Source organism: Actinomadura sp. DC4, from assembly GCF_030406325.1.
In the GTDB taxonomy this organism is placed as follows: Bacteria; Actinomycetota; Actinomycetes; order Streptosporangiales; family Streptosporangiaceae; genus Actinoallomurus.
Window position 1 is genome coordinate 155,059 of sequence record NZ_JAUEQY010000004.1, and the last position, 25,611, is coordinate 180,669.

The 25,611-nt window shown below is 70.7% G+C and carries 22 protein-coding genes and 1 tRNA gene; 14 read left to right on the forward strand and 9 right to left on the reverse strand.

Going from position 1 to position 25,611, the window contains the following annotated elements; genetic code table 11:
• Position 1 precedes the first annotated feature (1 nt).
• The 5 genes from QWU11_RS08030 to QWU11_RS08050 all read left to right on the forward strand — a co-directional run bounded on the left by QWU11_RS08030 (position 2) and on the right by QWU11_RS08050 (position 4,131).
• Entirely contained in the window at positions 2-814 is an 813-nt protein-coding gene (locus QWU11_RS08030; protein WP_290104411.1) for a uracil-DNA glycosylase, read from the forward strand.
• A gap of 87 nt (positions 815-901) precedes the next feature.
• A complete protein-coding gene (locus QWU11_RS08035; protein WP_290104683.1) occupies positions 902-1,432 on the forward strand; it encodes a hypothetical protein in 531 nt (176 codons plus the stop codon).
• Between the two features lie 125 nt (positions 1,433-1,557).
• Positions 1,558-2,886: an NAD(P)/FAD-dependent oxidoreductase gene (locus tag QWU11_RS08040; RefSeq protein ID WP_290104684.1), complete on the forward strand. Its 1,329-nt coding sequence runs from the start codon at positions 1,558-1,560 to the stop codon at positions 2,884-2,886.
• 99 nt (positions 2,887-2,985) lie between these two features.
• Positions 2,986-3,060 (forward strand) — tRNA-Leu (locus tag QWU11_RS08045).
• Between the two features lie 288 nt (positions 3,061-3,348).
• On the forward strand, positions 3,349-4,131 hold the full coding sequence (locus QWU11_RS08050; protein WP_290104412.1) for a Bax inhibitor-1/YccA family protein: 783 nt from the start codon (positions 3,349-3,351) through the stop codon (positions 4,129-4,131).
• Positions 4,132-4,182: 51 nt separating this feature from the next.
• On the opposite strand, the gene QWU11_RS08055 is transcribed toward QWU11_RS08050, so the two are convergent.
• From QWU11_RS08055 to QWU11_RS08070, 4 genes are all read right to left on the reverse strand, one after another.
• On the reverse strand, positions 4,183-4,593 hold the full coding sequence (locus tag QWU11_RS08055; RefSeq protein WP_290104413.1) for a PPOX class F420-dependent oxidoreductase: 411 nt from the start codon (positions 4,591-4,593) through the stop codon (positions 4,183-4,185).
• A 6-nt stretch (positions 4,594-4,599) separates the two neighbouring features.
• Complete coding sequence (locus tag QWU11_RS08060; protein ID WP_290104414.1) at positions 4,600-4,827, reverse strand: DUF4287 domain-containing protein; 228 nt, start codon at positions 4,825-4,827, stop codon at positions 4,600-4,602.
• Positions 4,828-5,032: 205 nt separating this feature from the next.
• Entirely contained in the window at positions 5,033-6,253 is a 1,221-nt protein-coding gene (locus tag QWU11_RS08065) for an acetyl-CoA C-acetyltransferase (RefSeq protein WP_290104415.1), read from the reverse strand.
• Positions 6,254-6,365: 112 nt separating this feature from the next.
• Entirely contained in the window at positions 6,366-7,721 is a 1,356-nt protein-coding gene (locus QWU11_RS08070) for a PQQ-binding-like beta-propeller repeat protein (RefSeq protein ID WP_290104416.1), read from the reverse strand.
• Between the two features lie 132 nt (positions 7,722-7,853).
• On the opposite strand from QWU11_RS08070, the gene QWU11_RS08075 reads away from it, so the two are divergent.
• Positions 7,854-9,224: a cystathionine beta-synthase gene (locus tag QWU11_RS08075; protein ID WP_290104417.1), complete on the forward strand. Its 1,371-nt coding sequence runs from the start codon at positions 7,854-7,856 to the stop codon at positions 9,222-9,224.
• 69 nt (positions 9,225-9,293) lie between these two features.
• Here QWU11_RS08075 and QWU11_RS08080 read toward each other — a convergent pair whose 3' ends face one another.
• Positions 9,294-11,453: an MMPL family transporter gene (locus QWU11_RS08080; RefSeq protein WP_290104418.1), complete on the reverse strand. Its 2,160-nt coding sequence runs from the start codon at positions 11,451-11,453 to the stop codon at positions 9,294-9,296.
• Between the two features lie 175 nt (positions 11,454-11,628).
• Here QWU11_RS08080 and QWU11_RS08085 point away from each other — a divergent pair, with 175 nt between their 5' ends.
• Positions 11,629-12,783, forward strand: a complete 1,155-nt coding sequence (locus tag QWU11_RS08085; protein WP_290104419.1) for a cystathionine gamma-synthase — start codon at positions 11,629-11,631, stop codon at positions 12,781-12,783.
• Between the two features lie 9 nt (positions 12,784-12,792).
• On the opposite strand, the gene QWU11_RS08090 is transcribed toward QWU11_RS08085, so the two are convergent.
• The 3 genes from QWU11_RS08090 to QWU11_RS08100 all read right to left on the reverse strand — a co-directional run bounded on the left by QWU11_RS08090 (position 12,793) and on the right by QWU11_RS08100 (position 16,847).
• Positions 12,793-13,371 carry a hypothetical protein gene (locus QWU11_RS08090; protein ID WP_290104421.1) on the reverse strand — a complete coding sequence of 193 codons (579 nt, stop codon included), beginning with the start codon at positions 13,369-13,371 and terminating at the stop codon, positions 12,793-12,795.
• A gap of 91 nt (positions 13,372-13,462) precedes the next feature.
• Positions 13,463-15,433, reverse strand: a complete 1,971-nt coding sequence (locus QWU11_RS08095; protein ID WP_290104422.1) for a hypothetical protein — start codon at positions 15,431-15,433, stop codon at positions 13,463-13,465.
• Between the two features lie 31 nt (positions 15,434-15,464).
• A complete protein-coding gene (locus QWU11_RS08100) occupies positions 15,465-16,847 on the reverse strand; it encodes a sigma 54-interacting transcriptional regulator (protein ID WP_290104423.1) in 1,383 nt (460 codons plus the stop codon).
• Positions 16,848-17,181: 334 nt separating this feature from the next.
• Here QWU11_RS08100 and QWU11_RS08105 point away from each other — a divergent pair, with 334 nt between their 5' ends.
• The 5 genes from QWU11_RS08105 to QWU11_RS08125 all read left to right on the forward strand — a co-directional run bounded on the left by QWU11_RS08105 (position 17,182) and on the right by QWU11_RS08125 (position 22,523).
• A complete protein-coding gene (locus tag QWU11_RS08105) occupies positions 17,182-18,378 on the forward strand; it encodes an FIST N-terminal domain-containing protein (protein WP_290104424.1) in 1,197 nt (398 codons plus the stop codon).
• 73 nt (positions 18,379-18,451) lie between these two features.
• Positions 18,452-19,399, forward strand: a complete 948-nt coding sequence (locus tag QWU11_RS08110) for an ROK family protein (protein ID WP_290104425.1) — start codon at positions 18,452-18,454, stop codon at positions 19,397-19,399.
• A gap of 36 nt (positions 19,400-19,435) precedes the next feature.
• Entirely contained in the window at positions 19,436-20,647 is a 1,212-nt protein-coding gene (gene ilvA, locus QWU11_RS08115; RefSeq protein WP_290104426.1) for a threonine ammonia-lyase, read from the forward strand.
• Positions 20,648-20,808: 161 nt separating this feature from the next.
• Positions 20,809-21,753 carry an ATP-binding cassette domain-containing protein gene (locus QWU11_RS08120; protein ID WP_290104427.1) on the forward strand — a complete coding sequence of 315 codons (945 nt, stop codon included), beginning with the start codon at positions 20,809-20,811 and terminating at the stop codon, positions 21,751-21,753.
• Positions 21,750-22,523 carry an ABC transporter permease gene (locus QWU11_RS08125; RefSeq protein ID WP_290104428.1) on the forward strand — a complete coding sequence of 258 codons (774 nt, stop codon included), beginning with the start codon at positions 21,750-21,752 and terminating at the stop codon, positions 22,521-22,523. Before QWU11_RS08120 ends, QWU11_RS08125 begins: the two co-directional genes overlap by 4 nt.
• A 7-nt stretch (positions 22,524-22,530) precedes the next feature.
• On the opposite strand, the gene QWU11_RS08130 is transcribed toward QWU11_RS08125, so the two are convergent.
• Entirely contained in the window at positions 22,531-23,394 is an 864-nt protein-coding gene (locus QWU11_RS08130; protein WP_354670815.1) for a helix-turn-helix transcriptional regulator, read from the reverse strand.
• A 147-nt stretch (positions 23,395-23,541) separates the two neighbouring features.
• Between QWU11_RS08130 and QWU11_RS08135 the strand changes: the two genes are divergently transcribed.
• Positions 23,542-24,597, forward strand: a complete 1,056-nt coding sequence (locus QWU11_RS08135) for an aldo/keto reductase (protein WP_290104429.1) — start codon at positions 23,542-23,544, stop codon at positions 24,595-24,597.
• A gap of 160 nt (positions 24,598-24,757) precedes the next feature.
• Complete coding sequence (locus QWU11_RS08140; protein ID WP_290104430.1) at positions 24,758-25,609, forward strand: patatin-like phospholipase family protein; 852 nt, start codon at positions 24,758-24,760, stop codon at positions 25,607-25,609.
• Positions 25,610-25,611: the final 2 nt, after the last annotated feature.

Genomic DNA, 25,611 nt, shown 5'->3' on the forward strand with positions numbered 1-25,611 from the left:
GATGAACGCCCCGTTCGTCCCCCCGGGCTCGGGCTGGCCGGGCGACCCGGCCACGCCGGACACCCCGGTCGCGGAGTCACCGGCCGACGTCGCGCGGCTGGCGGCCTCGGCCGGCTCGCTGTCCTCCCTCGTCGCGTGCCAGTCGGTGTGCCGCGCGTGCCCGCGCCTCGTGGAGTGGCGGGAGGAGGTGGCGGTCGCCCGCCGGCGCGCGTTCGCCACCGAGGAGTACTGGGGCCGTCCGGTACCGGGCTGGGGTGCCCCGGACCCGCGCGTCCTGATCATCGGCCTGGCCCCGGCGGCACACGGCGGCAACCGTACGGGCCGGATCTTCACCGGCGACCGGAGCGGCGACTGGCTGTTCGCCTCGTTGCACCGGGTGGGGCTGGCCGCCCGGCCGACGAGCGTCCACGCGGCCGACGGCCAGCGCCTGCTTCACACGCGGGTGGCCGCGCCGGTCCGCTGCGCGCCACCGGCCAACAAGCCGACCCCGTCCGAACGCGCGGCGTGCGCGCCGTGGCTGGTGCGGGAGCTGGTCCTCGTCGCGGGGAGCGTCCGCTCGATCGTGGTGCTGGGAGGGTACGGCTGGCAGGCGCTGTGGCCGTCGCTGGGGGAGGCGGGCTATGAGATGCCGAAGCCTCGTACGGTCTTCGGGCACGGGGTCGAGGTGCCGCTGGAGAGCCCGGCCGGCGAGACGGCGCTGCTGATCGGCTGCTACCACCCGAGTCAGCAGAACACCTTCACGGGACGCGTGACGGAACCGATGCTGGATGAGATCTTCACCCGGGCCCGCACGTACGCGGGCGTCCCCGCCTGAGGCGTCGCTTGGGCGGCTTGACCCGCGACACGTTCTCGAGATCGCGGCGCGCGACTCACGGACGACTTCGACGCGGCGTTCTTCGAGATCTTCCCGCGCGAGGCCCTGGCGACGGACCCCCAGCAGCGGCCGCTGCTGGAGGTGGCTGCCGAGCCCGGCCCGGCCGCGGCTTCGGGCCGGGCCTCTTCCGTGACCTCCAGGTCCGGTCCGGCTCGGGCAGGGAACCGGCGATCACGCCGAAGTGCCGCTCGTGCTCCAGCGCGGAGCCCTCCGGGCGTGGGATGCCTGCGAGCCCCGTCTCGTCCGCAGCCTCCGGGCCTGGCCCACCTGCCGATTCGCGCGGCCTCCAGACCTGGATCTCTGGTTCCGGCGCCACCCGGCTCTCCGGCCGGGCTCCGCTCAGACCTTCAGCCCTGCGCGGCCTTCGGCGCCGGGCCCGCCCACGGCCGGCCGTACACGCCGGCCCTGGCATGGGTAGGGCCGGGGCCCAGGGGAGCCCCCGCTTCCCCTGGACGTTCCGGCCCTTGCCCATCGCTTCTTCTTTCGCCATCTATGACGCGGCGAGGGCGGCAGGAGTTCGGACCCGACCCGAGGGACCGCGCGCAGGTTTCGGCGTGACCTGAATCACAAGGTTCGGGGTGCTCCGTCCGGGTGCCGCGGAGTACGGTAAAGCCGTAGCTCGTGAAAACTTTCACAAGCTCAGGAATCGGTTCTCGGAGAGTGCCATGGGTACCGCATCGAACATGTCCAAACACGTACTGATCGTCGGTGGCGGCTATGTCGGCATGTACACCGCCCTCCAGCTACGGCGGAAGATGCGCCGGCAGCTCAGGTCCGGCGAGCTCTCGATCACCCTCGTGGATCCCCAGTCGTACATGACGTATCAGCCGTTCCTGCCGGAGGCGGCGGCCGGCAACCTGGAGCCCCGGCACGTGGTCGTCTCGCTGCGCCGCGTCCTGCCCGGCGTGAAGATCCTCAACGGCCGGGTCACGCAGGTCGACCACGCCAAAGGTCAGGCGACGGTCCAGGTCGTGGAAAGCGGCGACGCCGAGCCCAAGGAGACGCGGACGGTCTCCTATGACCTCCTGGTGTTCTGTCCGGGGTCGATCTCGCGGACCCTGCCCATTCCCGGGCTGGCCGAGAACGGCATCGGGTTCAAGACCGTGGCCGAGGCGATCTTCCTGCGCAACCATGTGCTGCGCCAGCTCGACATCGCCGCCTCGACGACGAACCAGGAGGCACGGAGGCAGGCGCTCACCTTCGTCTTCGTCGGCGGAGGGTACGCGGGCGTCGAGGCGCTCGCGGAGCTGGAGGACATGGCGCGCGACGCCTGCGAGTACTACCCCGATCTCGAGGCCTCTGAGATGCGCTGGGTGCTGGTGGAGGCCAGCGACCGCATCCTGCCCGAGGTGGGCGTCGACATGGGCCAGTGGACGGTGGAGGCGCTGCGGGGCCGCGGCATCGACGTACGGCTGAAGACGATGCTCAAGTCCGCGGAGGACCGCGACATCGTGCTGAGTGACGGCGAGGAGTTCCCGGCGGGCACTCTCGTGTGGACGGCGGGCGTCAAACCGAACCCTCTTGTCAAGAAGACGGATCTGCCGCTGGATGACAAGGACCGTGTGAAGGCGACCGCCGAACTGACCGTTCAGGGACTCGGCAACGCATTTACCGCAGGTGATATAGCTGCGGTTCCGGATCTGACCAAACCCGGCGAGTTCTGCGCGCCGAACGCCCAGCACGCGGTACGCCAGGCCAAGGTTCTGGGCGGGAACGTTGTGGCCGCCTTGCGAGGCCAGGAACTAAAGGCGTACAAACATGCCTATGCCGGATCAGTGGCCAGTCTCGGACTGCACAAGGGGGTTGCCCAGATCTATGGCGTCAAGCTACGTGGGATCGTCGCATGGTTCATGCACCGTACCTATCACCTGTCCCGTCTGCCGACGCTGAACCGCAAGGCCCGAGTCACCGCAGACTGGACACTTGCCCTGTTCTTCAAGCGTGAGGTCGTTTCGCTGGGGACCCTCCAGCGCCCGCGCGAAGAGTTCGAGCAGGCGACCAAAAGATACTGAACAGTATTCGGTCAGAATTTCGTTGCAGCAGTAATAGGAATTCTTGACCGCATTTACTCGGTGGTCCGCTATTGGCGTTTCCCCGGTATGATTGCCGCTGCCCCCGTAGCCCAACAGGCAGAGGCAGACTCCCTAAAAGAGTTGTTCGTGTCGGTTCGACTCCGACCGGGGGCACCGGTCATTGACAGCAGTTGAGCCCTCGTTCGACCCCTTTGGTCCAACTCGTCCTAACACGCACGTTGCTCCCCCAATGCGCCGATCGCCCGCCCTCGCGGAAGATCGTCCAGCTAGAAGCGGCGCGCGGAGTGAAGGGCGAGCAGGGCCCCGGAGGCGGCGTGCCGGCCGCATGACGTGCAGGGTTCCGTCCAGAACTCTCATGAATCGGGTCGTTACTCACGGTAGGGAACATCAGGGACGCGGTCGGTCGTTAGGCTGGGCGCAGAGATACATCCGGAGGCTTCCATGGAGAGCAGGAACCCAGTCTTCTCCCGGCGTGGTGCCTTCGGGCAGCAGTCGGGCTACGCGCCCAGTCCGCAGCATCTCCAGAACATGTACGACGCGCCCGCCTACACGCCTCAGCGGTCGATGACCATTGACGACGTCGTCGTGCGCTCGTTCCTCACCCTTGCCACGCTCACCGTCGCCGGGGCGCTCGCCTGGATCTTCGTGCCCGATCGGGTGGCCAACGCCGTCGCGCTCGTGGCGGTGATCATCGGGGTCGTCCTCTGGGCGATCGTGACCTTCGGCCGGAAGGTCAACGGGCCGCTCGTGCTCGGGTTCGCCGCCTCGTACGGCGTCGCGGTCGGGGTGATCAGCCACGCCTACAACGACGTCTACAACGGGGTCGTGCTCCAGGCGGTGATCGGCACGGCCCTGGCGTTCGGCGCGATGCTCACCGTCTACTCGCTGCGGATCATCAGGGTGACGCCCAAGTTCACCCGGTTCGTCATCGCAGCGGCGATGGCGCTGGTCGGCCTGATGATCCTCAACCTGCTCGTGTCGATCTTCCACGTCGGCGGCATCGGCATCCGGGGCAACGGGGCGCTCGGGTTCGTCTTCAGCATCGCGGCGATCCTCATCGGCTGCCTCTTCCTGCTGCTCGACTTCGACTCGATCGAGCAGGGCGTACGCTCCGGTGCGCCGCGCAAGGCGTCGTGGCTGGCGGCGTTCGGGCTCACGCTCAGCCTCGTGTGGATCTACCTCGAGATGCTGCGCTTCCTGTCCCGCTTCTACAGCCGTAACTGAACGAGCGGACGCCCCCGCGACCGGACACGGTCGGCGGGGGCGTCGTCTGTCTCAGCCGCTGACGTCGGGGCCGGCGCGGGTGATCGTCGTGCGCACCAGCACGCGACGGTCGCGCTTCATGGCCTCGCGGTATTCGTCCCAGTCCGGATGTTCACCAGAGATCATCCGGTAGTAGTCGACCAGCGGTTCGATCGCCTCGGGCAGGTGCAGCACCTCGGCCTCGCCGTCGACCTGGACCCAGTCACCGAAGAACGCGTCGGTGAACAGGCAGAACGTCACGTGTGGGTCGCGGAGCAGGTTGCGGGTCTTGGCCGCGGTCTCGCGCGTGCTGACGATGATCCGTCCTGCGGCGTCGACGGCGCAGATGACGGGTGAGGTCTGCGGGCGGCCATCGGCATGACGCGTGATCATGACCGCCCGGTGGTGTTCACGGGCGAAGTCGCGGGCCCGGCTCGGCTCCACGGAAAGCTAGAAGCGTACGGCGCGCCGGTGCAGCTCGTGCTCGTGCACGAGGGCGACCGCGTAGCCGTGGGAGAGTCCGTGCTCGTCCGCCAGCCAGTTGACCCTCTCGTCACATCGGAGGAAGGAAGGGCCGGATTCTATGGCTTCGAACCACTCGGGGAGGTCACGTCCTGTGACTTTCGGGATGCGTGCGATGAGATTCTTGTGCGTCTCCGGTGAGTGGTTCAAAGACATAGGCACCTCCTGGCTAGGCGTGCTTGCTTTGTGACGACTCTGCAACAGGGAGGCTCATCGCACAACCCCCCTGGGGCGACCTTTCTGTCACGGCAAGTAGATCGTCGATAACGTAGCGTGCTCGTTTCATTACGAGCCGCTAACGCCCTGGTTGCGGGATGCTTAAGCGACCCCGCTCACCAGGGCGGACGAAGCAAAAACGGGCTCAGCTGAGGCGCTCGAAGACCATCGCCATGCCCTGGCCGCCACCGACGCACATGGTCTCCAGACCGAGCGTCTTGTCGCGCGTCCGAAGGCCGTTCATCAGGGTGCCGGCGATGCGCGCTCCGGTCATCCCGAACGGGTGGCCGACCGCGATCGCACCCCCGTTGACGTTGAGCTTGTCGATGTCGACGCCGAGCTGACGGTAGGACGGGATCACCTGTGCGGCGAACGCCTCGTTGATCTCCACGAGGTCGATGTCGTCGATGGTGAGGCCGGCGAGCTTGAGCGCCCGCCGGGACGCCTCCACGGGCCCGAGGCCCATGATCTCCGGGGAGAGTGCGGAGACCCCTGAGGACACGATGCGGGCGAGCGGAGTCAGGCCCAGTTCGGCGGCCTTGGTGTCGCTCATGATGACGAGCGCGGCGGCGCCGTCGTTGAGGGGGCAGCAGTTACCCGCCGTGATCGTGCCGTCGGGGCGGAACGAGGGCTTCAGCCCCGAGACCTTTTCCAGAGTGGTGCCGGCGCGCGGGCCGTCGTCCTTGGAGACCACGGTGCCGTCCGGTAGTTCGACCGGGATGATCTCGCGCTCGAAGAAGCCGTTCTTGATCGCCTCTTCGGCGTTGTTCTGCGACCGTACGCCGAACTCGTCCTGCTCGGCCCGCGTGATGCCGTGCAGTTCGGCGACGTTCTCCGCCGTCTGCCCCATCGCGATGTAGACGTCGGGGAGCTCGCCGTCCTCGCGCGGGTCGTGCCAGGCGTCCTCGCCGCCCTCCGCGCGCTTGGCCGTACGGGTCTGCGCCCCGGTGTACTGGGGGTTCATGGTGTCGGGGAGGCCGTCGCTGCTGCCCTTGGCGAAGCGGCTCACCATCTCGACGCCGGCCGAGACGATCACGTCGGCCTCGCCCGCCTTGATGGCGTGGAAGGCCATGCGCGTCGTCTGGAGCGAGGAGGAGCAGTAGCGCGTGACGGTCGCGCCCGGCACGGTGTCGTGACCGAGCAGCACGGCCACCACACGCGCCATGTTGTAACCCTGCTCGCCGCCGGGCAGGCCGCAGCCGAGGAGCAGGTCGTCGATGTCGGCGGGGTCGAGCTCGGGGACCTTGTCGAGCGCCGCGCGCACGATGCGGGCGGTGAGGTCGTCGGGACGAAGATCCTTCAGCGATCCCTTGAACGCCCGACCGATCGGGGAACGCGCGGTCGCGACGATGACAGCCTCAGGCATTACGGGTCTCCCTCATCTCGGCCTCGCACGGCCCCGCCGGGCATTCGTTGCTGGATGCCCGTTTCGCAGGCTACTGCGTGCGGGAGCCGATTCCTACTGGAGGGTAGCAAAGCTATTGGTACATTCCCGGACTCGTGCCGTCGCCGTCGTGGACGCCGTGAATGCCGCCGTGCTCGTCCCGCCAGACGCGCCAGCCGCCGACCGCGCCGGTGTACCAGCTCGGCGGCGCCGTGCTCGCCGCGTCGAGCCGCCGCCCGGTCTTCAGGTCGTAGGGGCACAGCGCGGCGATGGGATAGAAGCCGTTCTGTCCGGTGATCTTCAGCGGGGTCGGGGTCGTCGTGCAGAACGACCAGCCGGGCTCGTGCCCGCCCCGCGCCTTGCCGGTGTGCAGGTCGTACATGTATCCGGGCTTGTCGTGGGCGAGGAAGCCGACCGCCGACAGGTCGCGCGGGAAGGCCAGCCACCAGTTGGCCTGCGGCGCGCCTGTGGCGCCCAGCCGGTGGACCGCGCGGCCGGTGCGGGGGTCGAGCTGGGTGAAGCCGCCGTAGCGGTCGGCGTTGTCGACCTCGCGGGTGATCAGCGCGACCGCCGGGTTGGCGCTGGGGTACACCCGGAGCAGGCGCTTGCGGGCCCACTGCTGCTTTCCGTCGGACAGCCGCAGCGAGAAGAACCCGAAGGCGGACAGCGGGCCGTTGTTGCGTGTCTGGTAGGGCGCGACATAGCCGACGAGCGTGTCACCGGACGCGCCGAACGCCCAGCCGCCGGACAGGTCGGCCCCGCGGCCGAGCGCGCTCTCCACCGGGAACGCCCAGGCGGCCTTGCCGGTCGCCAGGTCGTGGGCCTCGACCGAGGGGTGGGCGGACATGCGGAACAGCACGACGCGTCCCGGCCCGGCCCACTCGACCTCGGCCACGCCCGGCAGATGCCAGACCTGCTTGCCGGTGGCCGGGTTGAGCACGGCGAAGGCTGCGGACTTGCGCGCGGTGGCCTCGGACACGCACAGCAGGTCACCGCAGGCGGCCGGGCCGAACGTCGTGCCGACCGCGCGCGTCCAGCGCTGCGCGCCCGTACGGGCGTCGCGGGCGACCAGGGCCGCGCCGCGTCCGCGTGCCTCGACGCTCGCCACGATCGGACGAGCGGCCGGGCCGGCGACGGCCGGCGGTGCGACGCCCATGGCGGCCGGCCGGCCGGAGATCACCGACGGCCTGGCCCACAGCCGCTTTCCGTCGCGTACGTCGCTGACGACCGTCCGGAGACGGCCGTCCGGGCGCAGCCCGGTGACGGCCGTGACACCGGATCCGATCACGGGCCGGCTGACCGCGTTGACGGCCGTGTCGCTCCAGGCGGGTCTGGTGGCGGCGGCACCGCCGGACGTCGCGTGGGAGCCCCCGCACGCGACCGCGCCGAGGAGCAGCATGCCGATATGTGCTGGAATGAAAGCGGAACGTAGTCGTCGATGCGTCGCCACGGCCGGGTCTCCTTCGAGGGTTTGAGCGCCGGTCGAGGCTAGCAGCGAAGGGTGACCGTTCGCAGACGGAACGTGACCATGAGTGTGGGGTACCTTCTGAGCGAAACTGTTACGACCGACAAGGACGTCGTGGTGCGAGTTCACAACTCACTGACCGAGCTCATGGGGGACACCCCCCTGTTGCGGCTCCGCAAGGTCACGGCCGGAGCACCGGCACAGGTGCTGGCCAAGGTCGAGTACTTCAATCCGGGCGGGTCGGTCAAAGACCGGATCGCCGTACGGATGATCGAGGCCGCCGAGGCCTCCGGCGCGCTGCGCCCCGGTGGCACGATCGTCGAGCCGACCTCGGGCAACACCGGTGTCGGCCTGGCCATCGTCGCCCAGGAGAAGGGCTACCGGTGCGTCTTCGTCTGCCCCGACAAGGTGGCCGGCGACAAGATCGCGGTGCTGCGGGCGTACGGGGCCGAGGTCGTCGTCTGCCCCTCGGCCGTCGCGCCGGAGCACCCGGAGTCCTACTACTCCGTCTCCGACCGTCTCGCCGCGGACACCCCGGGCGGATGGAAGCCGGACCAGTACGCCAACCCGAACAACCCGCGCTCACACTACGAGACCACCGGCCCGGAGATCTGGGAGCAGACCGAGGGCCGGATCACGCACTTCGTCGCCGGCATCGGCACCGGGGGCACGATCACCGGCACCGGGCGCTACCTCAAGGAGGTCTCGGACGGCCGGGTGCAGATCATCGGCGCCGACCCCGAGGGCTCGGTCTACTCCGGTGGCAGCGGCCGTCCCTACCTCGTCGAGGGCGTCGGTGAGGACATCTGGCCCGAGACCTATGACCGGGGCATCTGCGACCGGGTCATCGCGGTGAGCGACAAGGACTCCTTCACCATGACGCGGCGGCTCGCCCGGGAGGAGGCGCTGCTCGTCGGCGGCTCGTGCGGGCTCGCCGCCGTCGCGGCGATCCAGGTCGCGGCCGAGGCCGGGCCCGACGACGTGGTCGTCGTGCTGCTGCCCGACGGCGGGCGCGGCTACCTGTCGAAGATCTTCAACGACGACTGGATGGCCGACTACGGCTTCCTGACCTCCGAGACCGAGGAGCCGCGCATCTGCGACGTCTTGTCGCGGAAGGGCACGGGGCTGCCGGAGTTCGTGCACGTCCACCCGCACGAGTCGGTCGGCACCGCCGTCGCGATCCTGCGGGAGTACGACGTGTCGCAGCTTCCGGTCATGAAGGAGGAGCCGCCGGTCATGGCGGCCGAGGTCATCGGCTCGGTCGGCGAGCGCGACCTGCTCGAGGCCCTGGTCACCGGCCGGGCCGGCGCGGACGACCCGCTCGAGGAGCACATGTCGCCGCCGCTGCCGATGGTGGGCTCGGGCGAGCCGGTGAGCGAGGCCGTCGGTGTGCTGGAGAAGGCCGGTGCGGCCGTCGTCCTGGTCGACGGAAAGCCGGCCGGCCTCATCACCCGCCAGGACCTCCTCGCCTTCCTCGCCGGCGGCTGACCCTGAGACGAAGAACGCCCGGCGGCGCGAATCGCGCCGCCGGGCGTTCCCCTGACGAGTCCGGCCCGGTCAGTTAGGCCGGCCTGCCAGCTCGTACGGCTCTTCCGAGGGGTCGACGCCGTTCTTCGCACGGTCCGCGTGGCCCGGCCACCAGGCCGCGTGCCCGACCAGCGCGGTGATCGAGGGTACGAAGAAGGTAGAGACCACGAAGGCCGACAGCAGGATGCCGATCGCCACGCCGAACCCGATCTGGGCCAGGAACGACATCGGCGACAGCACGAGCACGGCGAACGTGCCGGCGAGGATGACGCCCGCCGCTGCCACGGTCGGCCCGGCGTGCTGGATGCCGACGGCGGCGGCGCGCCGCGGCTCGTGTCCCTCGCGCGCCTCCTCGCGGAGTCGCGCGATCATCAGGATGTTGTAGTCGGTCCCGATGGCCAGCACGAACAGGTACAAGATGATGGGCATCTGGAACATCAGCCCGTCCTTGCCCTCCGCGCCCTGGAACAGCGCCACGGTCGCGCCGAGCGTCGCGGTGAACCCGAGGAGCACCGCCACCACCAGGTAGACCGGGGCGACCAGCGCGCGCAGCAGCAGGGCCAGGATGATCGCGATCAGCGCCACGGCCACCGGCAGGATCACCGACAGGTCGCGGGTGTTCACCTTGTTGATGTCACCGAAGATCGCCGTCGTGCCGCCCACCAGCACCTTCGTGCCGGGAGGGGCGTTCTGGTGCACGTAGTCCTTCAGCGGCCCCTTGACCAGGTCGATGGCCTCGTTGGAGTTGGGGTTGAGCTTCAGGACGACGCCGATCTTGGCGACGGTCTTGTCCGGGTTGAGCTGGGCCGGCTGTGCCTGGCCGACGCCGTCGGCCTTGGCGATCTTCTGCCGGAACTGCTCCAGTACCTGGGGGTCGAGCCGGCCGTTGCCCTGCACGTAGACCTCGGTCGGGTCCGTCAGACCCGGCGGGAGGCTGCTGCGTAGGTCGTTCAGCGCCTTGGCGGACTCGGTGTTCTGCGGCTGTCCGGCGCTGAAGTCGTAGTCGGCCTTGAACCCGAGCGCCGCGCTGGCCAGGACGATCAGCACGAAGCCGGAGGCGACCGCGGTCACGAGCGGACGGCGGCCCACCGCGTTGCCGAGCCGCGTGTACATGCTGGCCTTCGGCTCGGTCTTCCAGGACTTCGAGGGCCAGAAGACCGCGCGTCCCATCAGCGACACGACCGCCGGCACGAGCGTGAGCGCCGTGATCAGCATGACGCCGACCGCGATCGCGAGCTGCGGGCCGAGGGCGCCGAAGGACTTGAACTTGGCGAGCAGCAGCACCAGGAAGGCGATGATGACCGCTCCCGCGGCCGACGCGATGGCCTCGCCGACGCGCTCGACCGTGACCATCATCGCGGTCTTCTTGTCCTCACCGAGGCGCAGGCGCTCCCGGTAGCGGAAGAGAAGGAACAGGATGTAGTCGGTGCCGATGCCGTACAGCACGATGAGGATCAGCTGACTGAAACTCGCGTCGAACTTCAGGTCGAACGCCTTGCCGATGATCGCGGAGACCGCGTTCGAGACCTCCAGCACGATGCCGATCACGAAGATCGGCAGGAGGGCCGCGATCGGGGCGCGGAAGATGATCAGGATCAATGCGATGATCAGGACGACCGTCGCGATGCCGATCAGCGCCATCGTCTTGTTGTCGGACTCGGCGTTGTCGATCGTGCTGGAGACGTTGCCGCTCACGCCATAGTGCAGGCCGGTGCCCTGGAACGCCGGAGTGGCGGCCAGGCGCAGCTTCTTGACGGCGGTCTCGTTCGCCTTCTCCAGCTTCTCGTCGGCCCAGCTGGTCGGCAGCGGGACGGCGACGATCTGGATCTTGTGGTTCTGCGACAGGGTCTGCGGGCCGGTCACCAGCGTGGTCACGCCGGGAACGTGCTTCGCCTGAAGATCCTTGGCGATCTGGCCGATCTTCTGGGTGTCCGCGGCGGTGAGGGCCTGGCCGTCACTCCGCTTGACGACCATGAGTTCGTTGCTGACCTTCGTGCTGCCGCTGGGGAAGGCCCGGTCCGCCAGCTTCCCCGCCTGGACCGACTCGTACTTGGTGGGCAGGAAGTCCTGCTGGTCAGAATGCGTATCGAGCTTCGGTGCGAGCGCGACGGCGGCGGCGGCAGCCACCAGCCAGATCACGATCGTCCACCATGGGTGTCGTACGACGGTACGCCCCAGCCATCCGAACACGGGTGGCTTCCTCTCATGAGATCTGATTGTCCATACGAAGGTAAGGGACCCGGGGGACTGTTACCTCCCCACTTGAGGCGAGATCGGCGCTCGTACCTGTGGGGGAGAAGTCTCATCCCTGGGTATGGCTCACTGTTGGTGCGGCTGTGTCTATGGACGTACTAGCCTCACGTGCATGGACGGTTTCAACGACGTGACCGGCTTCGACACACTTGCCATTCACGCTGGCCAGGAGCCCGACCCCGCCACCGGGGCGGTCGTTCCGCCGATATATCAGGTGTCCACCTACAAACAGGACGGCATCGGGGGGCTGCGCGGCGGCTTCGAGTACAGCCGTACCGCCAACCCGACCCGGGCGGCGCTGGAGGAGTGTCTCGCGGCACTCGAGGGTGGCGTACGCGGGCTGGCGTTCGCCTCCGGCATGGCCGCCGAGGACACGCTGCTGCGCGCGATCTGCAAGCCGGGCGACCACGTGATCATTCCGGACGACGCGTACGGCGGCACGTACCGGCTGGTCGCCAAGGTCCTGGCGCCGTGGGGCCTGGAGTACGACCCGGTGCCGGTGAGCAGCGTGGACGCCGTACGAGCCGCCGTCCGGCCCGAGACCAAGGTCATCTGGGTGGAGACGCCGACCAACCCGCTGCTCGGCATCGCCGACATCGCGGCGCTGGCGCAGGTCGCGCACGACGCCGGCGCGCTGCTCGTCGTCGACAACACGTTCGCCTCGCCGTACCTCCAGCGGCCGCTCGCGCTCGGCGCCGACGTGGTCGTGCACTCGACGACGAAGTACCTCGGCGGCCACTCCGACGTGCTCGGCGGCGCGCTGGTGGTCGGCGACGTCGGCCTCGGCGCCGAGCTGGCCTTCCACCAGAACTCCATGGGTGCCGTCGGCGGCCCGTTCGACGCCTGGCTGACCCTGCGCGGCGTCAAGACGCTCGGCGTGCGCATGGACCGGCACTGCGCCAACGCCTCGCGGATCGCCGAGTTCCTGCTCCGGCACCCGAAGGTCGCCTCGGTCCGCTATCCGGGACTGCCCGACCACCCGGGCCACGAGGTCGCGGCCAAGCAGATGCGGGGGTTCGGCGGCATCGTGTCCTTCCAGCTCACCGGCGGCGAGGAGGAGGCCGTACGCGTGTGCGAGAGCGCCCGGCTGTTCATCCTCGGCGAGTCGCTCGGCGGCGTCGAGTCGCTGATCGAGCACCCGGCGCGCATGACCCACGCCTCGGTGGCGGGGTCTCCGCTGGAGGTGCCGGCCGACCTCGTACGCCTGTCGGTGGGCATCGAGGACGCCGACGACCTGCTGGCCGACCTGGAGCGCGCGCTCGGCTGAGCCGGGAGGTCAGCCGTTCCAGACCATCAGCACGAGGATGACGATCCAGATCAGCGCGACGACGCCGGAGATCGTGGCGATGCGGCCCGTCTCCACGCGCGCGAGCTCGCGGTCCGCCGGGGCCGGCTTCGGCTCCGGCGGCTCGGGGGCCTTCGACGGCTCGGTCCCGGCCTCGTCGGCCGGGACTCCGGCGACGGGCTTGTCGGTCGGCGCTGTCGTCTCGGGCGCGCGCGGGGCCTCGGCCGCCGCCGGGCGGCGCTCCGCGGCGGCCAGCTCGATCTTGTGCAGCGCCTTGCGCTGGTCGCGCTCGACGATGAACAGCAGCACGAACGCCACGATGAACAGCGTCATCGACGCCGACAGCCAGACGTGGTTGAACTTTCCGTGCGCCAGGAGCAGGCCGAACAGGAAGATGCCCAGCGTCGCGAGCCCGTAGATGCGGGTCAGCCGGTTGAGGTAGCGCACGACCGAGGCGTCGGCGCGCCGGATGTAGCGCGGCGTCGCCATCGTCGCGGCGGTTATCGGCCCCAGTGCGAAGATCGCGAAGCCGATGTGCAAGATCAGGAGCAGGCGATCACCACTGGACATGGGTAGACCCTAGCGGTCGCCACCCGTCGCGACCAGTGCACCCTCCGGTCACTCCGCGTGAGGGCGGCCCGGGGCCGGGCCGCCCTCGGCGTCAGCGGTTGCCGCCGCGGCGTACGCGCAGGTAGTCGCGGACGACGTACTCGCCCAGGCGCTCGGGCGTCGGAGCGAAGACGCGGCCCCCGTTGCGGCGGGCCACCTCCTCGACGAAGGACACCAGCCGCTCGTCGTCGGCGAGCATGAAGATGTTGAGCGTCGCCCGCCGCCGGGTCATCTTGTCCACCTCGGCGAGGGTGAGCTGCAACGTCTCCGGGGACGGCGGCCAGTCGAAGGAGGACCGCCCGTCGCGCAGCAGGTGCGCGGTCGGCTCGCCGTCGGTGACCACCAGGATGATCGGGTCGTGCTCGGGGTGCTTGTCCAGGTGCCGGCCCGCGATCATGAGCGCGTGGTGGAGGTTCGTGCCCTGCACCATGTCCCAGTCCAGGGCCGCCAGCTCCGTCGGCCGCAGCTCCCGCGCGTAGTTGGAGAACCCGATGATCTGGACCGCGTCCTGCGGGTACTTGCTCGCGACCAGCGTGTGCAGGGCGAGCGCGGTCTGCTTGGCCGACCCCCACGTGCCCCGCAACGCCATGGAGTAGGACAGGTCGACCAGCAGGCACACCGCCGCCGCCGTACGGCGCTCGGTCTCCAGCACCTCGAAGTCGTCGACCTCCAGGCGTACGCGGGGCCCCGACGACGTGGTCACCGCACCGCCGCGCCGCATCGCGTTGGACAGCGTGCGGATGACGTCGATCGGCTGCTCGTCGCCGGTCCGCCACGGGCGGCTGGCGCCGGTCAGCTCGCCGGCCTGACCGGCGTCGACCTGGTCGTGGTCGCCCTTGCGCGAGGACTCCAGCTGGGCGAACACCCGCCGCAGCGCGGTCTCGCCCAGCCGCCGCACCGCCTTGGGCGTGAGGTCGAGCGCGCCGCCGCGGCGTTTGAGGTAGCCCTGGCGTTCGAGCTCGGCCTCGATGCGCCGCAGCGCGGCCAGGTCGTCGACCGCCTGCCGGCCGAGTGCCCGGCGTACGGCCTCCTCGTCGATGTCGTCCATCCGCGCGCCGGGGTAGTCCTGGCGCAGCGCGCCCTCCAGCTCGGCGAGGTCGCCCAGCTCCTCCAGCGCGGTCGTGGCGTCGCCCAGCGACATCGGGTCGTCGCCGTTCATCCGCTCCGACCCCGACCAGTCCAGGTCGGGCCGGCGCTGCCGCAGCGACGAGCCGAGCCGCTGCATCTCCATGGCCAGCCCGGCGTCCTCCATCGTCTGGGCCATGAGCGCGGCGAGCTCCTCGCGCTGCTCGGGCGTCATCGAGTTGAGCAGCCGTTCCGTCGCGGCGGCACGGCGCGCCAGGGAGTCGACGAGCTCTTCCAGGTTGCGCGGGTTTTCGGGGAAGAAGTCCCCGTACTCCCGCATGAAGTTCTCGAACTCCTCCTCGGTGTGCTCGCCCCGCGCGTCCTTCTCCAACATGTCGTTGAGGGCGGCCATCATGTTCTTGACCCGCTCCATCGCGGCCGGGTCGGGATTGGACATGGCCTGCTTCATGCCGCGGAACTGCGCGTCCAGCACGTCGCGGCGCAGCAGGTCCTTCAGCTGCTCGAACGTCTGCCGCGCCTCCGGCGAACGCCACTCGTAGTCCGACAGCCGCCGTACGGCCTGCGCGGTGTCGTCCGGCAGCGTGTCGAGCTCGGTCTCCCTCAGCCGCGCGTCGTCGCTCGGGTCGGGGAAGAGCGCGGCGCGCTCCTGGCCCACGGCGGTGTCGAGCAGGGCGCGCGCCTCTTCGAGCGTGCCGTCGAGCCGCCCGCTGCTGCGCAGCTGCTGGCGCCGGGCGCGTACCTGCCGCAGCAGGTCGTCCAGGCCGCGCCTGCGCTGCGCGCCGGGAAGCCCGCGGCGCAGCAGCTCGCGCAGCGCCTCGGCCGGACCGGTGCCCTCGAGCATGGACTCGCCCATGGCGTCGAGGGCCGCCCGGATGTCGTACGGCGGGGCGAGGGGATCCGGTCCATCGTGATAGGGCCCGTACCGGTATCCGGCCACGGTGACCTCTTTCCTTGCCTGAGATTCCGGCTTACGTGCGATAGGTCGACGTGCCGTCGGAGGTGTCCTTGGACAGGCGCCGCATGAGGTAGAGCCCCTCAAGGGCGAACTCCAGGGCCGCCGCGGCGTGCCCGGGAGACTCACCCTCCATGCCGAGGCCCTCCAGGATCTTCGACAGGCCGGTGACCGGGCCGATGCGGTGCAGCAGCTCCGCGGCCGGCACGAGCTCGCCGGAGTCGACCGTGGCACCGCGGTCGAAGCGGTCGAGCAAGCCGCTGAGGTCGGCCCCGCCCAGCGTGCGCCGCCAGGTGTCGGACGTCGCCCGGCGCAGGAGGTGGGCGAGCACCTCCTCCTCGCGTCCCTCCTCGCTGACCTCGAACTCCACCTTTCCGAGCAGGGTGGACACGACGGTCGGCAGGTCGCAGACGCGCGCCACCGGCAGGTCCTCGCCGGCGACGGCGCCGCGGCGCGTCGCCGAGGCCGCGACGGTCTCGGTGCCCGCGATCGCGAACCGCGCCGACACGCCCGAACGGGTGTCGATGGCCGGCGACTCGCGTACGAGGCGGGTGAACCGGGCGATGACCTCCATCAGGTGGGTCGGCACGGCGGCCGTGACCTGCGCCTCCTGGCCGATCAGCACCAGCTCGTCGTCGAGCTCGAGCGGGTAGTGCGTACGGATCTCGGCGCCGAAGCGGTCCTTCAGCGGCGTGATGATGCGGCCGCGGTTGGTGTAGTCCTCGGGGTTCGCGCTGGCCACGAGCAGGACGTCGAGCGGCAGCCGGAGGGCGTACCCGCGGATCTGGACGTCGCGCTCCTCCAGCACGTTGAGCAGCGACACCTGGATGCGCTCGGCCAGGTCGGGCAGCTCGTTGACGCAGAAGATCCCGCGGTTGGTGCGCGGCACCAGGCCGTAGTGCACGGTCTCGGGGTCGCCGAGCGTACGGCCCTCGGCCACCTTGATCGGGTCGATGTCGCCGATCAGGTCGCCGACGCTGGTGTCGGGCGTGGCGAGCTTCTCGCCGTACCGGTCGTCGCGGTGCTTCCAGCCGACCGGCAGGTCCTCGCCCTGCTCGGCGAGCAGCCGCCGGCAGCGCACGCACACCGGGGCGTACGGGTGGTCGTTGATCTCACAGCCCTCGACCACGGGCGTCCACTCGTCGAGCAGGCCGCCGAGTGTGCGGATCAGGCGGGACTTGCCCTGGCCGCGCTCGCCGAGGAGGACGAGGTCGTGGCCGGCGATCAGGGCGCGCTCCAGATGGGGCAGCACCGTCTCGTCGAATCCCACGATCCCCGGGAAACGGGGCTCACCGGAACGGAGCCGGGAGAGAAGGTTGTTGCGTATCTCGTCTTTGACGGGCCGGTGGACATGACCACTGGCGCGGAGGTCGCGAAGTGTCGTAGGTCGAGTGTTCACAGTCCTCTTATCGCTTCTCGTTCGTGGCCGGCCGAAGGAGCGTGATCGCCTGCCGCCGCGCCGGGCTCGCGTACGGGGCCGGTGATTAGTAAAGGTCCCTGGGGTCGCTCGTGTTCCGTTCGACACTATGCCCGGATTTTCATATCCGCATCCAACGGGGCCGAGCACGACCGGAGGCGCAGGCCGGGCCGGGGTTAGGGCGGGTACATCGGGTAGGTGCAACGTGTGCCGGCCGTCGCCGGACGATGGGGCGGGCGCCGCGGCTGAGAAGGGAATCCCCGACCTGCTGTGGTAGACCGTAAGGAATCGGGCGTGGTGGAGAGGGGACGAGGCAGTGGCACGATTCGGTGACGGCCTGGCCGTCGGCCCCGATCTCATCGCGGCCGCGGACTCCGCCATCGCGCAGGCGCGCCTGCCTCTCGACGGCCCGCCCGACCTCGTCTTCGTCTTCGTCTGCGCGCAGACCCCGGACGCCGTCGAGCGAGCCGCGCGGCGGGCCACGGAGGTCGCCGGCACGCCCAACGTGATCGGCTGCGGCGCCCCCGGCGTGATCGGCGGCAACCACGGCGTCGAGGACTCCAGCGCCGTCAGCGCTTGGGCCGCGCGCCTGCCGGAGGCGCGCATCGACCCGTTCCGGCTGGAGACCCTGAAGTTCCCCGGCGAGGACCCGGAGGCGGCCCAGCGGCTGGCCGTGGTCGGCATGCCGCAGACCAACGACGACGACGTGGTCGCGGTCCTGCTGGCCGACCCCTACACCTTTCCGGTCGACGCGTTCGTCGAGCGGTCCGGCGAGGTCCTGCCGGGCCTGCCGCTGGTCGGCGGCCTGGCCACCGGGCAGGGCGGGCGCGGCACGGCACGCATGTTCGTCGACGGCGAGATCGTCGACTCGGGCGCGGTCGGCGTGCTGCTCGGCGGCTCGGTCATGGCGACCACGCTGGTCAGCCAGGGCGCGCGGCCGGTCGGCCCGTCCATGGTGGTCACGAGGGCCGAGGACAACGTCCTGTACGAACTGGCCGGCTCCCCGGCGCTCACCAAGCTGGAGGAGGTCGTCGCCGACCTGCCCGAGAAGGAGCGCTCGCTGATCGAGAGCGGCCTGCTGATCGGCGTCGCGATGGATGAGTACGCCCATGAGCACGAGCGCGGCGACTTCCTGGTGCGCGGCGTGATCGGCGCCGACCCGGACGCCGGCGCGCTCGCCACCGGCGACGTCATCGAGGTCGGCCGTACGGTCCGGTTCCAGGTGCGCGACGCGGGCGCGGCCGACGAGGACCTCACCCTGATGCTCGGCGACCTCGGCCTCACCCCGGTCGAGGGCGCGCTGCTGTTCTCCTGTACGGGCCGGGGCCGCGCGATGTTCCCCAACTCCGACCACGACGTACGGTTGATGCGCAGCATGCTCGGCACGTCGGGGATCGGCGGGTTCTTCGCCGCCGGCGAGATCGGCCCGGTCGCGGGCCGCAACCACGTACACGGCTTCACCGCGTCGATCCTGGCCTTCGGGCCGGCCGCCGCCGAGAGGGAGGCCTCATGAGATGTGCCACCGGGCCTCCCACCCGTCCGTGATCTGAGGAGCGGCGACAAGCTCGGCGAGGAGAGCGGCAGGCATGGAAGACAACGGCGGTTCACACGGAAACGCCTCCGTCCTCGCGATCGACGTCGGCGGCACCAAGATGGCCGCCGCGCTGGTCGAACCGGGCGGCCGGGTCGGCGCGTACGAGCGCATCGCCACTCCGCCGCCGCCACACGTCGACGCGGACGGGCTGTGGCGCACGCTCCTGGCGTTGGTCGACAAGCTGCCGGTCCAGGAGCTGGCCGGCATCGGGGTGGGCTGCGGCGGCCCCATGTGGTGGCCGTCCGGCGAGGTCTCGCCCCTCAACATGCCGGCGTGGCGGGCGTTCCCGCTGCGGGACCGGCTCAGCGAGCGGTTCCCGGGCCTGCCGGTACGGGTGCACAACGACGCCGTCGCCGTCACGGTCGGCGAGCACTGGCGCGGCGCAGGCCGGGGGCAGCCGAACGTCCTGGGCATGGTCGTCTCGACCGGAGTGGGCGGCGGCCTGATCCTGGGCGACCGGATCATCGACGGGGCGAGCGGCAACGCCGGTCACATCGGGCACGTGATCGTCGACCCGGACGGGCCGCCGTGCGAGTGCGGCGGGCGCGGCTGCCTGGAGGCGATCGCCCGCGGCCCCGGACTGTCGGCCTGGGCCCGTGAGCAAGGGTGGACCGGAGAGACGGGCAAGGAGCTCGCCCATGACGCGGCGCGCGGGCACCCGGTGGCCGTACGCGCCATGAACCGCGCCGGCTGGGCCCTGGGCGTGGCGATCGCGTCCGCGACGCACCTGTGCGACCTCGACGTGGTGGCGGTCGGCGGCGGCCTCTCCCAGGCGGGTCCGCTGCTGTTCCGCCCGCTGGAGGACGCCTTCCGCCTTCACGCCCGGATGGACTTCGCCCGCGAGGTGCGCGTGGTCCCGGCGGCGCTCGGCCAGATGGCCGGCCTGGTCGGCGCGGCGGCCCTCATCTTCGGCGCCGATCGCTACTGGACCGGCGGCTGAGAAGGCCGCGCCCCCGGGCGTGGGAGACTCTCAATCATGAGTGGTCCTGTCGGCATCGATGACATTCGTGCGGCGCGTGAACTGCTGCGGGACGTCACCGTGACCACGCCGATCCTCGAGTCCCGCTCGCTCTCGGCCAAGATCGGCGGCCCTGTTCACCTCAAGTGCGAGAACCTCCAGCGCGCCGGGTCGTTCAAGTCGCGCGGGGCATATGTCCGGATCGCGCGGCTCAGTGACGAGGAGCGCGCCCGCGGCGTGGTCGCGGCCAGCGCCGGCAACCACGCGCAGGGCGTCGCGCTCGCCGCCAAACTGCTCGGCAGCAAGGCGGTCGTCTTCATGCCCGCCGGGGCCCCGCTGCCCAAGGTCGTGGCCACGCGCGCGTACGGCGCCGAGGTCGTGTTCGAGCCCTCCGGGGTGGACGCGTGCCTGGCCGCCGCGACCGCCTACGCGGAGAAGACCGGCGCGGTCTTCATCCACCCGTTCGACCACCCCGACGTGGTGGCGGGCCAGGGCACGGTCGGCCTGGAGATCATCGAGCAGTGCCCCGACGTCCGTACGATCGTGGTCGGGGTCGGCGGCGGCGGGCTGATCTCCGGGATCGCCGCCGCGGTCAAGGCGGTACGCCCGGACGTCCGCGTGGTCGGCGTCCAGGCCGAGCGCGCCGCGGCCTTCCCGCCCTCGCTCGCTGCGGGCCGCCCCATCCTGGTCGAGCCGAGCGCCACGATGGCCGACGGCATCTCCGTGGGCCGTCCGGGCGACCTGACCTTCGAGATGGTCTCCAAGCTGGTCGACTCCGTGGTGACGGTGTCGGAGGAGTCGCTGTCCGAGGCGATGGTCAACTGCCTAGAACGCTCCAAACAGGTCGTCGAGCCGGCCGGTGCGGTCGGCGTCGCGGCGCTGCTCGACCGCCCGCAGGAGTTCGAGGCGCCCGTCGTCACGGTCCTGTCCGGGGGCAACATCGACCCGCTGCTGCTGACCAAGGTTCTTCGGCACGGCCTGGCCCTGGCAGGGCGCTACCTGGTGTTCCGCGCCCGCCTGCGCGACCATCCGGGCGCCCTCGTTGACCTGCTCGGCGAGCTCGCCGAGATGGAGGTCAACGTCCTCGACGTCGTGCACGAGCGGGTCGCGGCCCGCCTCAACGTCGACGAGGCGGAGGTGCTCCTGCATCTGGAGACCCGTGGTCCGGCGCACTGCGACGAGGTGCTCGGCCGGCTGCGTCGTGAGGGTTACACGCTCAGCTTCAACTGACTGTCCGCATAAATGCCCTTATCGGCCGATTGGTCGTGTGGGAATACTCCCTTGAGCGGGGACCTGGCGTCCGGAAGACTTGCGCGATCCCGAGATGTCATAGCCACTTGGTAAACAAGCGGGATGTCGCAATCTTTCCACTGGGGGACGTCGTGTCGGACATGATCGTTGCCGAGGGGCTGGCAAAGCACTACGGAAAGGTCACCGCGCTCGATGGCATCGACCTCCGGGTGCCGGCCGGCACCGTGCTCGGCCTCCTCGGCCCCAACGGAGCCGGCAAGACCACCGCCGTCCGCATCCTCACCACACTGATGCGGCCCGACACGGGCCGCGCCACCGTCGCGGGACACGACGTGCTCGGCGACCCCGCCGCCGTCCGCAAGGTCATCGGACTGTCCGGCCAGTACGCCGCCGTCGACGAGCACCTCACCGGCCGGGAGAACCTCGACATGGTCGGGCGGCTCTACCACCTGGGCGCCAGGGCCGCGCGCGACCGCGCCGGCGCGCTGCTGGAGCAGTTCGACCTGGGCGACGCCGCCGACCGGGTCGCCAAGACCTACTCCGGCGGCATGCGCCGCCGCCTCGACCTCGCCGCCAGCCTCGTGGCGAGGCCGCAGGTCATCTTCCTGGACGAGCCGACCACCGGCCTGGACCCGCGCAGCCGCCTCGGCATGTGGGACATCATCCGCGAGCTGGTACGCGAGGGCACGACCCTGCTGCTGACCACCCAGTACCTCGAAGAGGCCGACGCGCTCGCCAACGAGATCGCCATCATCGACCACGGCAAGGTGATCGCGCAGGGCACGGCCGACGAGCTGAAGGCCCAGGTCGGCGGGGAGCGGGTGGAGCTGATCGTCGCCGACCGGTCCGAGGTGCCCAAGGCCGTCGCCGCGCTGGCCGCCCTCGCCACCGCCGAGCCGGTCGTGGACGAGGACACCCACATGGTGACCGTCCAGGTCGAGGGCGGCACCCGCGCCCTGGCCGACGTCGTACGCGAGCTCGACACCGCCGGCGTCGAGGCGCAGGACCTCGCGTTCCGCCGCCCCACCCTCGATGAAGTGTTCCTGTCCCTGACCGGCCACGCCGCCGAAGAGGAGTCCTCATGAGCCTTCCGTACGCCGTGAGCGACTCGGTGGTGATCACGAGACGCCACCTGAAGCACACCACGCGCATCCCGGAGCTGCTGTTCTTCTCGATCATGCAGCCGATCATCTTCATCCTGCTGTTCACGGTGGTGTTCGCGAACGCCATCAAGGTCCCGGGCATGGACTACAAGAACTTCATGATGCCCGCGATCTTCGTGCAGACCATGGCGTTCGCCACGGCGGGCACGGCCGCGGGGTTCGCCGACGATCTGCAGAAGGGCCTGATCGATCGCTTCAGGTCGCTGCCGATGGCTCGTTCGGCGGTGCTCATCGGGCGGCTGGTGGCCGAGGCCGCGCGCAACACGCTGACCCTCTTCATCATGATCGGCGCCGGTTATGCCGTCGGCTTCCGCTTCCAGGGCGGCTTCCTTCCGGCGGTGGGCGGCATCGTGCTGCTGGTCGCCTTCGCCTTCGCGTTCTCCTCGATCGGCACGGTGATCGGGCTGGGCGTCCGCACGGTCGAGGCGGCCCAGATGGCCGGCATGATCTGGATCTTCCCGCTGACGTTCCTGAGCAACGGTTTCGTGCCGATGGCGAGCCTGCCCGGCTGGCTGCAGAGCGTCGTCCGCTACAGCCCGGTGACGGAGATGAACAACGCGCTGCGCGCCATGTTCTACGGCCACGGGCAGGCGCTCGCCGGGCCCGCGCTGCGGTCCGTTATCTGGATCGCCGCCATCTCGCTGGTCTTCCTCGCCCTCGGCGTCCGCCAGTACAAGAAGGCCGGCGGCTGACCGGAGCTCACCGCGACGGCAGGCTCTCGGGGACCCACGCCGACAGCAGCCGCAGGGCGGTCTGCGAGGGCGAGCCCTCCTCGACGGTGTGAGCGATCAGGACCTGGTCCGGGTCGTCGGGGAGGCGAAGGGCCTCGAAGCCGAGGTCCAGCTCGCCGACCAGCGGGTGCAGGTAGACGTATCGCCCGTGCGTCTTGTCCTTGAGCCGGTGTTCGGCCCACACGTCGCGAAAGTCCGGGCTGCCGGAGGAGAGCTCGTCGACCAGGGCCGCCGTGCTCGGGTCACCGGGGTGGCGACCGGCGTCGAGCCGGAGGTACGCGGTCACGTCTCTGGCCTTGGCGCGCCAGTCGGCGTACAGGGCGCGCGTCCCCTCGTCGAAGAACACCAGGCGGGCCAGGTTCCGCCGCCGCGGCGGCAGCGCCCCGAAGTCGGTGATCAACGCCGTGGCGAGGCGGTTCCAGGCGAGCACGTCGGTGTTCCGGCCGACGATGTAGGCGGGCACGTCGGCCGCCGAGTCCAGCAGGCGGCGCAACCCGGCCCGTACCCGCTGCGGCTCGGGCGTGCCCTCCCCGCGCTCCTGCTCCGGCCGGGGGCGCGCCAGCCGGTAGAGGTGCTCGCGCTCCACGGGGTCCAGGCGCAGGGCGCGCGCGACCGCGTCCAGGACCGCCTCGGAGAAGTGCAGCGTACGGCCCTGCTCCAGCCGGACGTAGTGGTCGACGCTGACCCCGGCCAGCCGGGCGAGCTCCTCTCTGCGCAGCCCGGGAACCCTCCTGCGGCCCCCGTAGTCCGGCAGCCCCAGCTCGGCCGGGCGCAGCCGGGCGCGGCGGGACCGCAGGAAATCGCCCAGCTCCGCACGTCTGTCCAGTGCCATACGGCAAGTATGCCGATCGCCGTCCCCCGTGCCGCCGTCCCAGCCTGGTCATGCCGTGCCCAGGCACGGGCCGCCACTGGGCGGGCCGCCGACGGCGGCCGACAGTGGTGGATCACCGGCCTCCAGATCTCCCAGGGAGTACTCGTCATGACCGCCACGCACCTGCCCGCCGTTCCTCTCGGCGGCACGGGAATGGACATCACCCGCCTCGGCTTCGGTTCCTGGGCGGTGTCGGGAACGGGTTGGCGCTTCGGCTGGGGCGCCACCGACGACGCCGAGTCGATCGCCGCGATCCGGCACGCGGTCGCCTCCGGCGTCAACTGGATCGACACCGCCGCCGCCTATGGGCACGGTCACGCCGAGGAGCTGGTCGGCAAGGCCATCGCCGACCTGCCCGAGGCCGAGCGCCCGTACGTCTTCACCAAGGTCGGGCTGGTGTGGGACCCGGCCGACTCGCAGGTCCTGCCCCGCCGGATCATGAGACCCGCCAGCGTGCGCCGCGAGATCGAGGACTCTCTGCGGCGGCTCGGCGTCGGCCACATCGACCTGTACCAGGTGCACTGGCCGGACACCGGCGAGTCACTGGAGCACGTCGGTGAGGGCACCGGGGCCGTGTCGCCGAACGCCACGCCGCTGGAGGAGTACTGGCAGGTCATGGCCGAGCTGAAGGCCGAGGGGAAGGTCCGCGCGATCGGCCTGTCCAACCATTCGCCCGAGCGGCTCGACGCCGCCGAGCGAGTCGCCCGCGTCGACGTCATCCAGCCGCCGTTCTCGGCGATCAACCGCTCGGCCGCCGCCGAGGTCGCCTGGGCCCGCTCCCACGGCACCGGCGTGATCGTCTACTCCCCGCTGCAGTCCGGGCTGCTCACCGGTGCCTTCTCCGCCGAACGCGTCGCGAGTCTGCCCGCGGACGACTGGCGCTCCGCTCACGACGACTTCACCACGAGGCTGGCCGCCAACCTCGATCTCGCGGACGGCCTGCGGCCCGTCGCCGAGCGGCACGGCGTCACCGTCGCCGAGGTCGCCCTCGCGTGGGTCCTGGCCTGGCCCGGAATCACCGGGGCCATCGTCGGCGCCCGCACGTCCGCCCAGGTCGACGGCTGGATCGGCGCGGACGCCGTGTCCCTGGCCCAGGCCGACCTCGACGAGATCACCGCCGCGATCACCGCCTCGGGGGCGGGCGCCGGCCCCTCGCGGCCGTAGCCCCGCCCGCCGGGAAATCGGCCCGATATCCCGCGTCCGTATCGGCCCTCCAGAAGACCCGGTCCTCCTTCTAACGTGGGCGGATCACCTTGAGGGGGAGACCGATGGACACTGCCGCCGGGCCGACGGACACCGGGTCGCCCTGGCCGTCGGCGGCGGCATGCGCGGTACGGTCTCGGCGGGCATGGCGCCGGCCCTGCACGAGCTGGGTCTGCTGCCGCTCTTCGGCGCCGTGTACGGGGCCTCGGCAGGCGCGATATCGGCCGCCTGGCTGCTGAGCTCGCGCCCGGAGGGCCTGCACGGCTGGGCCGAACCCGCCTTCGCCCGCGCGATGATCCGCAGGCGCAACGTGCTGCTCGGCCGTCCCCTGGTGAACGTCCGGCGACTGGTCGAGGTGCTCTACCGCGGGGACTTCCCGCTCGACTACGCCTCCGTGCTGGCGAGCGCCGTGGAGTTCCACCCGCTCGCGACCGACGTCGTGACGGGCGCGGCGGTCGACCTGCGGAGCCGGGTGAGCGACGAGGCCACCCTGCGCCTCGCGCTGCGGGCCAGCGCGGCGCTGCCGCTGCCGGCCGGCGGCCCGGTCCGTCTCGGCGGGCGCGCCTACTACGACGCCGGGCTCGCCGAGTCGATCCCCTTCCGGCAGACGCTGCGGGACGGGGCGACCCACGTGCTCGTGCTGCGGTCGCGACGGCCGGCGGACCGGGCGCGCGCGGCCGCCCGGCCGTCGCGCGGCGACCGGCTGATCGCGGGTGTCGGCCTGCGCGCGTACTCCCCGGAGCTGAGAGCCACCTTCCTGAGCAGGGACGTCCGGCTGGACCGCGACGACCGCCTGCTGGCCGAGCACGACCTCGACGAGGCCGCCCTGGGCCCGGCGGTCATGTCGGTCCGGCCGTACGACTCCGCTCCCTACATCGGCCGGCTCGAAACGGACGGCGCCCTGCTGCGCGCGGCGTTCGAGGCCGGTCGCGCCGCCCTGACAGACAAAATGGCCGGGCTCGGCATCGCATGACG

What these genes read in the sequence shown, in the direction of transcription:
- QWU11_RS08125 (WP_290104428.1), top strand. Translation starts at nt 21,750, where the DNA reads ATGAGCCTTCCGTACGCCGTGAGCGACTCGGTGGTGATCACGAGACGC.
- QWU11_RS08130 (WP_354670815.1), bottom strand. Translation starts at nt 23,394, where the DNA reads ATGGCACTGGACAGACGTGCGGAGCTGGGCGATTTCCTGCGGTCCCGC.
- QWU11_RS08050 (WP_290104412.1), top strand. Translation starts at nt 3,349, where the DNA reads ATGGAGAGCAGGAACCCAGTCTTCTCCCGGCGTGGTGCCTTCGGGCAG.
- QWU11_RS08140 (WP_290104430.1), top strand. Translation starts at nt 24,758, where the DNA reads ATGCGCGGTACGGTCTCGGCGGGCATGGCGCCGGCCCTGCACGAGCTG.
- QWU11_RS08120 (WP_290104427.1), top strand. Translation starts at nt 20,809, where the DNA reads ATGATCGTTGCCGAGGGGCTGGCAAAGCACTACGGAAAGGTCACCGCG.
- QWU11_RS08135 (WP_290104429.1), top strand. Translation starts at nt 23,542, where the DNA reads ATGACCGCCACGCACCTGCCCGCCGTTCCTCTCGGCGGCACGGGAATG.
- QWU11_RS08090 (WP_290104421.1), bottom strand. Translation starts at nt 13,371, where the DNA reads ATGTCCAGTGGTGATCGCCTGCTCCTGATCTTGCACATCGGCTTCGCG.
- QWU11_RS08040 (WP_290104684.1), top strand. Translation starts at nt 1,558, where the DNA reads ATGTCCAAACACGTACTGATCGTCGGTGGCGGCTATGTCGGCATGTAC.
- QWU11_RS08030 (WP_290104411.1), top strand. Translation starts at nt 2, where the DNA reads ATGAACGCCCCGTTCGTCCCCCCGGGCTCGGGCTGGCCGGGCGACCCG.
- QWU11_RS08060 (WP_290104414.1), bottom strand. Translation starts at nt 4,827, where the DNA reads ATGTCTTTGAACCACTCACCGGAGACGCACAAGAATCTCATCGCACGC.
- QWU11_RS08065 (WP_290104415.1), bottom strand. Translation starts at nt 6,253, where the DNA reads ATGCCTGAGGCTGTCATCGTCGCGACCGCGCGTTCCCCGATCGGTCGG.
- QWU11_RS08085 (WP_290104419.1), top strand. Translation starts at nt 11,629, where the DNA reads ATGGACGGTTTCAACGACGTGACCGGCTTCGACACACTTGCCATTCAC.
- QWU11_RS08110 (WP_290104425.1), top strand. Translation starts at nt 18,452, where the DNA reads ATGGAAGACAACGGCGGTTCACACGGAAACGCCTCCGTCCTCGCGATC.
- ilvA (WP_290104426.1), top strand. Translation starts at nt 19,436, where the DNA reads ATGAGTGGTCCTGTCGGCATCGATGACATTCGTGCGGCGCGTGAACTG.